The following is a 13,523-nucleotide window of genomic DNA, read 5'->3' as shown; positions in this document are numbered from 1 at the left end:
GTTTTACCTGCTTTGCTCAAATGGCTGCCTGGTGCAGGCGATGATACAAATTTCTGATAACCGAGGCCGTTGCACCCCAGATAAAATAAGAATTCCAAGGCATTGAAAAATAATTTCTGATCGTGCCATCGGGCAATTTTGCATTGTGCAAACGGTGGTTGCGTGGATCCATAAGGAAAGACAAGGGGACATAAAACACCTCTTCCACCTCGTTACTGTCCTTCTGGATTGAAAACCCTTCATCAACCCAGCCCACATAGGGCTTCATCAGAAAACCGGTCCCGGTAAACAGGTCTGGCAACTGGCCAACCACCTCTATACTGGAAGCCGGAATACCAATTTCTTCTTCCGTCTCACGCAAAGCGGCATCTTTGGCAGAGGGGTCGCTTGCCTCAACCCGTCCTCCAGGAAAACTGATTTGACCGGCATGTTTTTTCAGCCGAGGGGAACGTTTTGTCAAAATAACATGAATTTCTTTGTTGACATAAACCAGCGGCAACAGGACAGCCGCATCTATATACGTTTGCTGTTCTGTGAATTTGACATTATTCCAGTCGTGCAGCAGCGACTCTGCCTGCCAGACAAAACGATGATCAAAAGCCTTTTGAAATAAATCGGGGGTCAACAATGAGCCTGGCACCGCAGACAGGTTTTCACTGGCCGGAGACCAAGGCTGAATAACCGGATCAAATGGCAATATTATTTTTTGCTGGGGCCTGATAATTTCTTTCGACAAATAAAAATCCTCTGAAATAAAAAAAGCACCTATAAATATAGGTGCTTTTTCCTTCAGGGACAACTGAATTTCATAAAAAATGAAATTATGCTGCCACTGTTTTGCGTACCAGTTTTTCTTTAATACGAGCAGCTTTACCGGAACGGTTGCGCAAGTAGTACAGTTTGGCACGACGTACATCACCACGACGTTTCACTTCGATGGAAGCGATGGTGGGAGAATACAACTGGAATGTACGCTCTACGGCTTCACCGGAAGAAATTTTACGTACGATAAAAGCAGAATTCAGACCGCGGTTACGCTTGGCAATAACAACACCTTCGTAAGCCTGCACACGTTTACGTGTACCTTCAACCACGTTTACGTTAACGATAACTGTGTCACCCGGTGCAAACTCAACAGCTGGTGTACCACCAGTCAGGCGATCAATCTCTTCTTTCTCGAGTTGTTCGATAAGGTTCATGAGAACTCCTTAAATCATCATACACGGCTAAAAACTGATACAAAGCATTTATTTTTTACGCCGTACTTGCAGATAACCCTTTACCCGCAAAGCCGCCAGAGGATGAATACAATAAAGCAGAAAATTATATATCCTTAAACGGATAAATGCCAGTGTTTTCTTATGTTTAAGACATTAAGCACCTTTTTACAGACCAGAAAAAGTAATATTTTCACAACATTCGGGTGCTATTGAGTACTATATTGGCTAATACTAGGCTAATACCCTGCCATGGTACCAATAAACAACACAAGGGGTATGGCCACTGCCCATACCAGTGCGGAACAAACGTCCATAAACATTCGACCTAAAGACAAATGGTTTTTACGGGGGTGGCAATGATGCTTGAGATTGTTTAACATGGCATACGTTTGATCATATGGGGACCAGGAAATGTCGTTAGCCATATGACGATTGATTGAACCTGATGAAGAAAGTTTACCTGCTTGCATTTATAGCCTCCTGAAAGTTCGGGACTGCCGGATATGGCATTAGCCACACCCGGCAGAAGTACCAGGACCCTAACCTGGGATATCGCAACTATGCATGCGATAACCTGTACTGTATATTTATACAGTAATTTTGGCAAGTGATTATTTTCTCCTTGGTGAAAACACAACAAAAAAACCGCCTGCCCCAAAAGGAGCAAGCGGTCTTATATCCGTGCAAACAACAAGCGCTTACTTGCTATCGCGAGGATTCGGGCCCAATAAAAGCCGGCAAAACAAGCGGTTTAAACCGTTTTCAAATAAGCAAGGCTTTCCTGGGCCAGGTCGCCAGCCTGTACAGCTGCTGACAATGCGGAGACGCGAGGCAACAAATGCGCGGCATAAAAAACGGCCGTAGACTGTTTTTGCCTGTAAAAAGCTTCGTCGCGCCCCTGGCATTTAAGCGCGGCACGTGCCAGTTGCCAACCGGCATGCACATAACCAGAGAGCATCAAAAATGGCACGCTACCCATGAAAACAGCACGCACATTACCCGCTTTGGCAGTCTCAAGCACATAATCAATGCTGGCCTCGTAGGCTTGAATGGCAATGTCCAGACGGGTGGCAATAAAAGCCGATTGACTGCTGCTATTGGCTGCCTGCTTAAGCTCAGCCACGGTTTCATGCATGGCTTTGACAAATCCTTTGGCAACGGCACCGCCATCACGCAAGGTTTTGCGACCCACAAAATCATTGGCCTGGATAGCCGTGGTACCCTCATAGATGGATAAAATACGGGCATCACGGTAATACTGGGCAGCACCTGTTTCTTCTATAAAACCCATGCCTCCATGCACCTGTACACCCAGCGAGGAAACCTCAACGGCATTTTCGGTAGAAAACCCTTTTACGATAGGCACCAGGTACTCATAAGCCGCCTTGTTACTGGCCCGGACGGACTCATCCGGATGATTGACTGACAGGTCATTGGCACGGGCCGCATACATGGCAACCGCACGGGCACCCTCGGTAAGGCCACGCATAGTGGCCAGCATGCGCTGCACATCGGGATGATTGACAATGGGCACTGGCCCGGCAGACCCTTCCAGGGCATTGCTCTGGACCCGTTCCTGAGCATACTCTTGAGCTTGCTGCAAGGCGCGTTCGGAAACGGCGATACCCTGGATACCCACGTTATAACGGGCCGCATTCATCATGACAAACATATACTGCAGACCCTGGTTTTCCTGGCCTACCAGGTAACCAATCGCCCCCTCACCCACCTCTTCCGATTTGCCTGAGCCGAACAACAGCACTGCAGTGGGACTGGCATTGATACCCAGCTTCTCTTCCAGGGAAGCGCACCATACATCATTGCGTTTACCCAGGCTGCCATCTTCATTGACCAGGAATTTAGGCACAATAAAAAGTGAAATTCCCTTGATACCCACCGGTGAACCTGGCGTACGGGCCAGCACCAGATGCACGATATTTTCTGCCATATCGTGCTCTCCGTAAGTAATGAAAATTTTCTGGCCAAAAATACGATAACTGCCGTCATCCTGGGGAACAGCCTTGGCATTCACCAATGCCAGATCCGAACCGGCCTGCGGCTCGGTCAGGTTCATGGTGCCGGTCCAGCGCCCTTCAAGCATGGGAGGAATATAGGTTTCCTTTTGTTCCCGGGATCCTGCCTGGGTAATGGCTTCTATGGCGCCATCGGTTAACATGGGGCACAAGGCAAAAGACAGATTGGCTGCATTCAGGTTTTCAGAAGTGGCTGCCGCCACGACTTTGGGAAAGCCCTGCCCACCATGTTCAGCATCATGCTGCAAACCTTGCCAACCACCCGAGGCAAAAATTTCAAACGCTTCTTTAAAACCCTGCGGGGTTTTGACATGCCCATCGTTCCAGATGGAGTGTTCGCGATCGCCAACCACATTCAATGGTGCCACCACCTCTTCCACGAAACGGGCATTTTCCTCTAGCACCGCCTCTACCACATCTTCGGAGACCTCTTCAAATCCGGGCAATGGCAAAACATCGTTCAACAAACCCATATCTTTAAGATTGAAGACAATATCTTCAATTGGCGCTTTATAGCTCATTTTTGTCCCTGCTCAATAGTTATAAATTCAAAAAAACGACCTGACCAATTTCGATGGCCAAAAAACCAATATAAAACGGCCCACATCTGGCTACCAGAAAAAAAACCCAAGTCTGGTTAATATAAACGATTTATTCTACGATAAAACTGTTAAAATTTGTTTCGATCGCGGGTTTTAAATTTAATATAAAACAATATATTGGCGTTTTTATTTTTAAAACGAGTCTGATTGACCCGGTGCGCGACAGGCCCCGCCGTTTAGGGCGGAGAGGATATCAATTCAGCGGTGTTGCTCTGGTGTACGCCAGCCATTGCATCAGTTGCCTGTCCGCTTTTCAGATATCTGCTGAAAAAAACCTTCAGCCAGACAACATGCCTGCTCCCAGGCAAGTGCCTCATCATCAGACAAAACGCCTGTTGCCAGCTCAAGCACACAATATGCCTTGCGACAATAGGCAAACCGCCATGGTTTCAGGAAAGAAATCACTTTAAGCACCTGATAATCACGGCCCAGAAAAATCACGCAGATGGAAAACCGCATGCCCACGGTATGTACGCTGCTGCAGGGCCGAATCAATAATACCTGGTTGGCAGGCCAGTTTTTTTTGCCAAGCAGGCCCTTGAAGCGCTGCCAGAAGGTGTTTGCCTGAGACAGTTGCATTAAGACAGGCCTGAATGAAGCAGTTTCATGCCGATTGGAAAGGCAATCACAATAAATGTACAGGGAAAAATACATAACACCAAAGGCAACAGCATTTTGACAGGTGCTTCCATGGCCAGTTTTTCTGCCCGAAGAAAGCGTTCCGAACGTCGTTGATCGGATTGCGCCCGCAAAATGGGCCCCAGCCCCATACCCAATGCATCGGCCTGCGCCATGGCCGTGACCCACTGACGCAAAGCCTGCACCCCGGTACGGTCTGCCATGGCCCGCAAGGCATCCAGCCGGGGCATGCCTGCACGCATATCATTAAGCGCATGCCCAAGCGCCTGACGCAAAGGTCCTTCAGGACTGAGTCGGGCTGTCTGAATAAGTGCCCCCTGCAGGTTCAGCCCGGACTCCACGCACAAAGTGGTCATATCAAGCATGAAGGGAAAAGCCTTCAATATTTGCCGCTGCCTTTGTCTGCCCCGCAAACGCAGCCAGTGCCGGGGTAACCAGCCACAAAACAGGCCTGGCACTATGGCAAGCAGCAAAGACAAACCCAAAGGCCGTGATAAAACACGAACACTCACCCACATCATCAGTAAAGTGCCAGTCAGTCCGGCCAGCAACTGCAACGCGCTCATATTCATGCAAGTCAGATTGCGTTCCAGTCCTGCATGACGCAACTCTTTGTCAACCCGAAGCCGGTACTTCCAGGGTAAAAATGGTTGCACAAAATGCCCCATACGATCTATCCATGGCCAAAGCAGCCTCAACATCCAGGGATGTGCATCCCCCGAGGGCAATGAGGCACCTTGCATGCCGGGGCGAAGCAACAGAAGCACACACAAACATAAGCAAACCCCCGCAGCACTTATACTTAACCAGAACTTCAATTTCTGCTCCTAAATATCTATGGACACGATTTTTCTAATCATCCATGCCCCGGCCACCTCAAGCACCACAATAACGGCCAGCACAACCCAACCTATAGGTGTTTCCCATAAAAACCGCATGGACTGCGGATCAATCACGTTAAGCACCAGCATCAGGCCAACGGGCAGGCTGGACATAACCCAGGCCTGCATTTTTCCTTGAGAAGTGAGCGCCTTGATGCGTCCCTGAACCTGTATCCGTGAACGTAATGTCAGAGAGATCCGATCCAATGCTTCGGACAGATTCCCCCCGTTTTGAGTCGCGATTTTCAGGACTGACACCACCAACCCGGTTGCTTCCGAAGGCATGCGTTGAGCAAGGTTGTCCAAGGCCTGTTCAAATGACAACCCCAGACGCTGCTCCCGCTGCATCAAACCAATCTCCTGTCCCAAGGGAGACGGTGCTTCCTCGACCAGCAACTTCAGGGCATTTTGCACGCCTGTTCCAGCCTGCAGCGCACCAGACAGGGACAACAACATATCCGGCAATTGGCGGTCAAACCGCTCAAGACGACGTTTTCTTAACACAGACAGCACATGACGTGGCGCCATCAACATCACCAGCCCCATCACCACAGCAACCGGCAAGCTATTAGACAGCAACCAGACCAGAATAACGGTCAACGCGCCCATTAGCACAGCCAATACCCACAACTGCACCGGATCAAAAAACAGGAAAAAATCACCCAGACTTTTTTGGGTCTGGTACTTGAAATCATGTTCATACTTCCTGAAAGCGCTCAGAAACCATTTCAAGGCAAACCAGAACAGAATGGCAGCAGCAACACTGCACAACACCAATACAAACCAGATCATGCTATTTTGCATACGCGGGGCCCATATCATTCCATAACGATATCGTTGAATGAGGCCGCATGAGCACTGCCCTCATGACGCTGGCTGAACAGCGTCGGGTCAAAATCAAGCCCATCCTGTCTCATCCGTTCAAAGCAATTGGGAACAATGCCTGCCCCCACAAAAACACCTCCACCTTTTCGTTCAAAGGAAAATATCTCCTGGGTTTTAATAATGCCGTTCTCCAACCCGCCCACCTCGACAATTGAGGTTACCACCCGACGCCCATTGGACAGGCGGGTTTGCTGAATAATGAATTCAATACTGGCAGCAATATGCTCACGCACCGCAAGCAGTGGCAAGTCCATTCCCGCCATTAAAATCATGGTCTCAAGCCGTGACAGAGCATCACGCGGGGTATTGGCATGCAAGGTGGTTAATGAGCCCTCGTGCCCGGTATTCATGGCCGACAGCATATCGAAGGCTTCCGCCCCACGACATTCGCCCACCACAATCCGGTCTGGACGCATGCGAAGGGCATTGCGCACCAAATCACGAATCATGACTTGCCCCCTTCCCTCGAGGTTGGCTGGACGCGCCTCCAGTGCGACCAGATGCTCATGATTAAGCCGCAATTCCGCGGCATCTTCAATCGTGACAATCCTTTCATCTGCCGGAATGCAATTGGACAAAATATTCAACAAAGTGGTTTTGCCAGAACCGGTTCCCCCCGAAACAATTATGTTTTTACGCTGCCGGACACACAATTCCAGAAAACGACTCATACAGGGGTCCAGTGAACCCAGTTTCAACAAGTCCTGCATGCCGGGACGGCGCTGGGGAAACTTCCTGATCGTCATGCTTGCCCCCTTCAGGGCAATCGGTGGAATAATCGCATTGACCCGGGAACCATCGGCCAACCGGGCATCCACCATGGGAGAACTCTCATCAATACGCCGGCCAATAGGCGCCACAATCCGGTCTATAACGCCCACTACCGCCTGCTCCGAACTGAATGCGGCATGATGCCGTTGCAAACGGCCATTTTCCTCGACATAAATCTCATCATGACGATTTACCATAATCTCGGTAATATTGGCATCTTGCAGCAAAGGCTCAAGGGGCCCCAGGCCCACCGCTTCATCGAGCACCGCCTGCATCAGTCGTTGTCTGTCTGCGTCGGGAGGGATCTCTTCATCGGTCCGGATAATTTCGTCCAGTAATCCCCCCGCTTCGCTCCTGAGCGCCTCGTCACTCATCATGGAAACATCCCGGCGACGCAAATCCAACGCCTCTAGCAAGGCTCCGTGGAGCCGCCGACGGATATACAAGTCTTGTGCCAGATCTTGCCGTGGTTTTTCCCGGACAGACCCAGATGATTGGGGCATCTTCTGTACCGTGAATGCCTGAGACTTTGCCGCCCATTCTTCCTCTGAGACGACCCCATCTGAAAGCTGACTTTTCATTGCACTGGCGATACGCTCTGATCCACCTTGCAAGCCTTGATGATTACTCAAATGACTGATTTGCCTTATTTTCATCATGCAAGGGCCAATAATAATCTCATCGCCTTCCTGCAAAGGCCCGTGACAGCTTATTCGCTGACCATTCAAGACAGTACCGGTAATCGCTCCCAGATCTTCAATAAATACTCCCGCATCCCTGACCTCCATCCGGGCATGTTTCCTGGCTACACGCCAGCTGCGCAATCGCAACCCACATCCGGCCAAACGACCAATATCAAATGGCAATGGTATTTCCCTGATTTCCTTTTTACCATCTTCAAACTGCATTTCAATTCTCAGCATGGCGCGCTCCTTTTCCACTCATCATGAATTACCTTGCTTTCCTGAACCGAATACCGGTTACCGGGGCATCAAGAACCGGATTCCATACTGAACCTTGCAACTTGTTGCCCTGCCATTTACGCTGTCGTGGCTTGCTCTCATTCGCTGTTTTTGTATCGGGAGCCATACTTTCATCTTCCTGTGCTTCGCTTTTTACATGTACATTAAGCACGGGGCCTGCCTCAAAAGTACTATCCAGAATCAGCTTTGAACGCTTGACACGTTTTTGCAAATCCTTGTTATCGGCAGACACCACCACAGGCCGGACAAAAATCGCCAGTTCCGATTCATTGTTCTGGAATTTACGGGACTTGAACAAAGCTCCCAAAATGGGGGTATCCCCAAAACCCGGCACCTTGTCATTGTTTTGGACCTGATCACGCGAAATGAACCCGGCCAGCACCAATGTCTCTCCGGACTGGACATTAAATTCGGTGGATGTACGGCGGGTTTTAAGGGCTGGTCCACCAGCCAGGTTCAGCGAGGCATCGACTGAACTGACCTCGACATTGATTTTTGAGCGCACCGTACCGTTTTTTTCTATCCGGGGTGTAATGAACAGACTCACGCCATAGGGTTTGAAAATAGTCTGGGTATTGCCATTATTGTCAGTCACTGAATACGGTACCTCGCCACCCGCCAGGAACTCTGCGGTAGACCCGCTGCGCGCCATCAGCTGAGGTTGCGCCAGAACCACTGCCTCACCCTGGGTTGCCATAGCCTGAATGGTGGATGAAAGCACGGCACTGACACCAAAATAACCGGCTGGATTATTCATGGGAAACGATACATTCATGACCTGCTCACCGACCCGTTCAAACAATTTTGAAGAAGCGGCATCCCAGGTCATGCCTGCATTGAACCCGCCTGCTGACGCCGGATTCCAGCGCACGCCAAGCTCCTGCAGATAATTGCGCGGCAACTCCAGTATTTGCACATCCAGCAACACCATTTGGTCCCACCCCACCTGGCTGGTCATATCAATGATTTGCGGATAGTGTTTGGCCAAAATACCAACCCGCTCACGATCGGCATCAGTCAGGCTGTCACCCTCGACAATCACTTTGTCACCAACAATACTGGCACGTACTTTGGGAATCCGCACCAGAATGCGCCGGATATCCTGCATCAATTTTTGTTCTTCCGCCGCCTGCACAACAATCTGAAAAATCTGACGCTCTCCGTGCACGTCCCAGATTTGCAACGTGGTTTGCCCCTGGTCTTTGGCAAACACAATCACTTCGCGGTCATCATCGCTGACCGCATTAACCACCTTGCTATCTCCTACCGCGATACGGGCAATATCAGGTATGGGCAAAACCCGTATATCACCAATATTCAAGCGCAAATGAACCGGGTCATCCGCCGACCAAGCCGGCCCGGCAAGCATGATCACTAACCACCCGACGATCATTCTCAATATGACCGCTTTTGTTTTTCTTGCCAACATCAACTTCACTCCTCATCCATCCTGGTTACTGCTCAACTACAAAATCCGCCTGTGCACCGCTTGCCGTCTGCATTGAATCAGGCAATGTATTAATCCAGGCACTGACAATATCGTCTTGCACGGGCAACTCAAATACGCCACGCTCATCCCGTTTACCGGCCGTTTCAGGATTGGGCGGCAGAGCCAGACCGGGCAACTTCCTTAAGGCATCATCACCATAAATAACGGCCGGTTTTTTCCTGACAGGCGGTGGTGGCGTGGCAATGCCCAGAATACTGGCCAGATCTCCCCGCACCGCTTTTTGGGTTGCCTTGTTATCTTCCGGATTTCTGAGCAAGGCCGTAATCATGCCCGCCTGACGGGCAGCCACCAGTTTGGCCGCCTCCTCTGGGGCCGTATCCAGCGTGACGGTTGAATAACCCTGGTCAGCGCCACTGTCTTCAAGGCCTTCGGCATACCCGCTTTTGCTTTGCCGGCCGGTTGCCATCACCAATACCCCTTGCAGCAATGGTGCGGTAATTTGCCGCTTGCGATACTCGAAAGACACGTAAAGGTCGATCAGATCACCGGGCACCAGCATGCCCGATACAGAATTGATCGCATCCACCGGCATGGTGACTGCCCTTCTTCCCGGGTTGATTTTGGCGGAAAACGGTGCATTTTTAGCCTTTGCCACATTGGCCCATAAAACCGGGTCTCCGACTTTTAACGCTGTGGTAATAAGCTGTCCCTCTATCTGAATGAACTCTTCAGGTGCAAGGCTCCCGCTTACCACCCATGGCTCCGGGACTTCACGTACAGCCACGTGTACCGCTTCTATACGGGTACCCTCAGGCAAGTCATAAGCCGCCACCACTCTTTGAATGGTTTTGACCTGGGCTTCCTGTTCGATCTGCCTGATCTTGTCCTGCAAGTACTCCCTGGCCGCCCAAGCGGCAAACAAGCCCGCCAATACAGCCACTCCTACCATCACGGTCGTTTTATTCAGCCATTTACGCTTTTTCATTACTCCGCCTGTTTGTTTTTTTTCATCAGATAAACACCTGTCCCTGCCTTGATTGCATGTACAAAGACATAAAGTGATTGATTGCCTTTATGCCAAACACCCTGCTCCAGTAAATCTTCACTGTCTGGCACCCATTGACTGGCCAGCAAACGGGCCTTCAACTCATGCCGCGTTTGTCCGGCACTTTGGTTTAGCCAATAAAGCTGTTGCAGCACTTTTTCCCTGCCGGGTAATTCGATATCCATCAACAATTGTGCACCTGCCGGTATCCACGGTAAAAACCTGGCCGCCACCCGTTCATTGAAAGATGACTGGCTTAAAGTGGCTGATGACTGATTTTCAATGAGACTTAATTCACCCCTGAAACTGTTTTCAGCAGTGGCAAACAGACGCAACATGACATGCACCTGTGTCAGACTTGCATGCAAAAAAACCTGATCAGCGATCACGTCTGCATAACGGAAAACCGTCTGCTCTTCCTGAATTTGCCGCATAAAGCTATCCAGTGACTGGTCCCGGGTAAATACAACGGTCATGGCCGGTTCCCCAAACAGTTTCATTTCCTGCGCCAGGTCAAACTGTTCAATTTTTAATGAACGCAACAGACGACTGGATATTTGTGGCAAACTTTCTTTTGCCCAAACCGGCATGGCCAATGTCATGCCAACCGTTAAAACCAAAATCCGTATTAGTGGCCTGATCATTTATTGCTCCAGGTGATGGATCGGCAACATGCCTTGCCAGGGTTGCAGCCAGTCCAATACGGGCTGGGGTCGATCCCAGGGAGCATCTACGCTTTGTGCAAACGATTGAATTTTTCGGCCACTTGCATAGGACAGGCCAGCTGCGTTTTGCCAACCTTCTTGACTAACTGAAGACCGGGTATGCGCGGCCTGATCACTGGCAGCATGCCCGGCACCTGTCAGAATGCTGGTATGCCGCTTGATGGAAAGCGAAAAATGATCGAAAAAATCAAGTCCCAAACCAAGCACTGCATTGGCCTCGGGCTGTTTGCGTGCCGCAGCAAACATGGGTGTTACACTTAACGCCAGCCTGGCCAGACCCGGATCCTCAATTTCCCAGTCTTTACGCAGCAATGAGGCCTGTTCATGATTTGCGCCTGGCTGCATAAAGGCACTCAGTTTTTCGCTATGATCTACGGTCACGGCAATGGCATTATTGCTCAGCAATAAATTTCCTCGGCGGTCTCGCCAGTTTTTTTCCGGACCCAGCAAAAAACGGGAGGCCAGTTCAGCTTTGTTAATATCGGGAATTTCCCGACTCAGCTGGAAAGCCCCATAATGACTCGCATGCGAAGCCTGCAACCCCATATCCAGCAAACGCCCCAGCCAACCCATTCCCACAAAGAACAGCAACAAAACCAGCATGATCACCAAACCTTCGGCCAGGGCCTGACCACTTTGCAATGTCCGTTTCATTCAACCACCTTTAGTTCTGTATCAACCAAACGCGCTTGCCAGAATGGGTGCCAAAAATTGGCCTTTTCAATCCGCCTGTCAGTGCGTGCCTGAGGCCTTTCAAAAAAAGTTTGTGCCCGACTGTTAACCGTAAAGTCATGCCCCCATGCGTTCTTGCGAGTCAAAGAAAGCGTGAATGCCACCGAAGACTGACGACCGGCATTGGCAATATCCACATAATTGGCCAGACCACCACCTTGCCAGCGCTGGCGAGCCGCCACTGCACGTGAATTGGCCAGCGGGTTCTGGTTGCCACCATAAATATTCCATTGGGTGGCTTGCCTTACCCAACGCCAGAAATCCATCCCGGAAAAATTATCGGGCGGTGTCTGCGTGTGAGGCAAATCCATGGCCATGCTGTTGGCATTGCCAGGCACCCATCCCCATCCCATGGGATACTCCCTGAAATAACAGCCAATCCAGCGATTCGAACGCAAGGCATGATAAGACTCGGTGTCGATAGACTGCCAATTTCCTTTTTCATCCAGGACGGTTTGCCCCCTGCGCCTTAATTCATGACGTTTCCAGGGACATTTATCATTCACCATCCATGCATTTTTGCGAACATGATTGCGCTCATCCAGAAAACGATACACACCGGCCACCTGCCCGATTAATGAGCGATAATTGCCCGTGGGCTCAAAAACCGCAGAAAACCCTTGCAAATTGTCATGCTGGACTTCCCAGGACAGATTCTCACGAATATGGGATTCTGGATAATTGGCCAGAATCACTTTCTCGATAGCCCGGTTACGGGCGGACTCTAGTGTTTTGTCAATCGCCAGACTGGCTGCCTGCAGCACCTGGTGTACCGCTTTGTCGTGCGCTTCAAAAGCCTGAAACAACTCATTGCCTGGACTGGCAATGGTGGTAATGGCCCGTGCCTTGCGGGCAGATTGATAGGCCTGTAGATGCCCACTACCAAACATCATGCCGATTAAATAGGCAGGTGGATTTCCGGCACTGGCCTGCTGACCCTGCGTGGCACTGAATTTTGCCCAAGACCCCAGGGTAACCAAATGCGCCATGGCCATTTGATGACCAATTTGGGCAATATTGATATAAGCCTGCATGTTCAGGGCACGGGCCTGAATAAGCGCCCCCGAATACGCGGCAGCATCGACCGTATTAAGCTGACGCGCCTTGACACCAATGAGCCTGCCAGTGCTGAACAGGGCATTAATGGCAATGGCAATAACCCCCAGCAACAGTATCCCCAGCACAAGCGCCTGACCAGACTGCCCATGAGTTTGCCTTGCTGCATGACTGGGGAGCATTGCCATTATTGCCCGCCCGAACCTGCATTGCCGGTAAAGCTTTTAAGGGATTTGGCCGTGGTTTGCGCCGAAGCGGCCTGTGCGGCATTTTGTGCGGAAGCGGAATACTCGGTACCGTCTTCACCCGCCAATTCACTGGCCATGGCCGCGGTTTGCGAGCGAATGACCTGACCAAACAATTGATACACGGCAATTGCGGAAATGGCCACCAGGGCAACGATAATAATATACTCGGTCATGCCTTGTCCGCGCTGCCTGAAACGGGCTTTTTTCATGGGGTTCTCCTTATAAATAGCAACAGGCATAGTTTGCTACCACC

Annotated in this window: 14 protein-coding genes; all 14 read right to left on the bottom strand. The window is 50.4% G+C overall.

The window, feature by feature from the left end; all coding sequences use genetic code 11:
• Nucleotides 1-16: 16 nt before the first annotated feature.
• The gene (locus KU392_RS07780) at nt 17-736 is read right to left on the bottom strand and encodes a CoA pyrophosphatase (RefSeq protein ID WP_246587381.1); all 720 of its coding nucleotides are present in this window, start codon (nt 734-736) and stop codon (nt 17-19) included.
• An 85-nt stretch (nt 737-821) separates the two neighbouring features.
• Nucleotides 822-1,199: a 50S ribosomal protein L19 gene (gene rplS, locus KU392_RS07775; protein WP_169294585.1), complete on the bottom strand. Its 378-nt coding sequence runs from the start codon at nt 1,197-1,199 to the stop codon at nt 822-824.
• 257 nt (nt 1,200-1,456) lie between these two features.
• Nucleotides 1,457-1,690, bottom strand: a complete 234-nt coding sequence (locus KU392_RS07770) for a hypothetical protein (RefSeq protein ID WP_217735026.1) — start codon at nt 1,688-1,690, stop codon at nt 1,457-1,459.
• A gap of 281 nt (nt 1,691-1,971) precedes the next feature.
• Complete coding sequence (locus KU392_RS07765; RefSeq protein WP_217735025.1) at nt 1,972-3,774, bottom strand: acyl-CoA dehydrogenase; 1,803 nt, start codon at nt 3,772-3,774, stop codon at nt 1,972-1,974.
• A 315-nt stretch (nt 3,775-4,089) separates the two neighbouring features.
• Nucleotides 4,090-4,434, bottom strand: coding sequence for a DUF192 domain-containing protein (locus KU392_RS07760; protein WP_169294587.1), 345 nt, complete (start codon nt 4,432-4,434; stop codon nt 4,090-4,092).
• Nucleotides 4,434-5,261: a type II secretion system F family protein gene (locus tag KU392_RS07755; RefSeq protein WP_287812107.1), complete on the bottom strand. Its 828-nt coding sequence runs from the start codon at nt 5,259-5,261 to the stop codon at nt 4,434-4,436. The genes KU392_RS07760 and KU392_RS07755 overlap by 1 nt, the downstream gene beginning before the upstream one ends.
• 60 nt (nt 5,262-5,321) lie before the next feature.
• On the bottom strand, nt 5,322-6,167 hold the full coding sequence (locus KU392_RS07750) for a type II secretion system F family protein (protein WP_169294588.1): 846 nt from the start codon (nt 6,165-6,167) through the stop codon (nt 5,322-5,324).
• A gap of 26 nt (nt 6,168-6,193) precedes the next feature.
• Nucleotides 6,194-7,954, bottom strand: a complete 1,761-nt coding sequence (locus KU392_RS07745) for a TadA family conjugal transfer-associated ATPase (protein ID WP_217735024.1) — start codon at nt 7,952-7,954, stop codon at nt 6,194-6,196.
• 28 nt (nt 7,955-7,982) lie between these two features.
• Entirely contained in the window at nt 7,983-9,443 is a 1,461-nt protein-coding gene (locus tag KU392_RS07740) for a type II and III secretion system protein family protein (RefSeq protein ID WP_246587380.1), read from the bottom strand.
• Between the two features lie 25 nt (nt 9,444-9,468).
• Entirely contained in the window at nt 9,469-10,449 is a 981-nt protein-coding gene (cpaB, locus tag KU392_RS07735; protein ID WP_217735023.1) for a Flp pilus assembly protein CpaB, read from the bottom strand.
• Nucleotides 10,449-11,153, bottom strand: coding sequence for a hypothetical protein (locus KU392_RS07730; RefSeq protein WP_217735022.1), 705 nt, complete (start codon nt 11,151-11,153; stop codon nt 10,449-10,451). The genes cpaB and KU392_RS07730 overlap by 1 nt, the downstream gene beginning before the upstream one ends.
• A complete protein-coding gene (locus tag KU392_RS07725; RefSeq protein WP_169294593.1) occupies nt 11,154-11,888 on the bottom strand; it encodes a pilus assembly protein in 735 nt (244 codons plus the stop codon).
• On the bottom strand, nt 11,885-13,210 hold the full coding sequence (locus tag KU392_RS07720) for a hypothetical protein (RefSeq protein ID WP_246587379.1): 1,326 nt from the start codon (nt 13,208-13,210) through the stop codon (nt 11,885-11,887). Before KU392_RS07720 ends, KU392_RS07725 begins: the two co-directional genes overlap by 4 nt.
• Entirely contained in the window at nt 13,210-13,479 is a 270-nt protein-coding gene (locus KU392_RS07715) for a Flp family type IVb pilin (RefSeq protein WP_189385101.1), read from the bottom strand. Before KU392_RS07715 ends, KU392_RS07720 begins: the two co-directional genes overlap by 1 nt.
• Nucleotides 13,480-13,523 lie beyond the last annotated feature (44 nt).

Origin of the sequence: Advenella alkanexedens, from assembly GCF_019132845.1 — a bacterium.
Classification (GTDB): domain Bacteria; phylum Pseudomonadota; class Gammaproteobacteria; order Burkholderiales; family Burkholderiaceae_B; genus Advenella; species Advenella alkanexedens.
The sequence above is the reverse complement of the archived record's forward strand: the minus strand, read 5'-3'. Positions and strand labels throughout refer to the sequence as shown.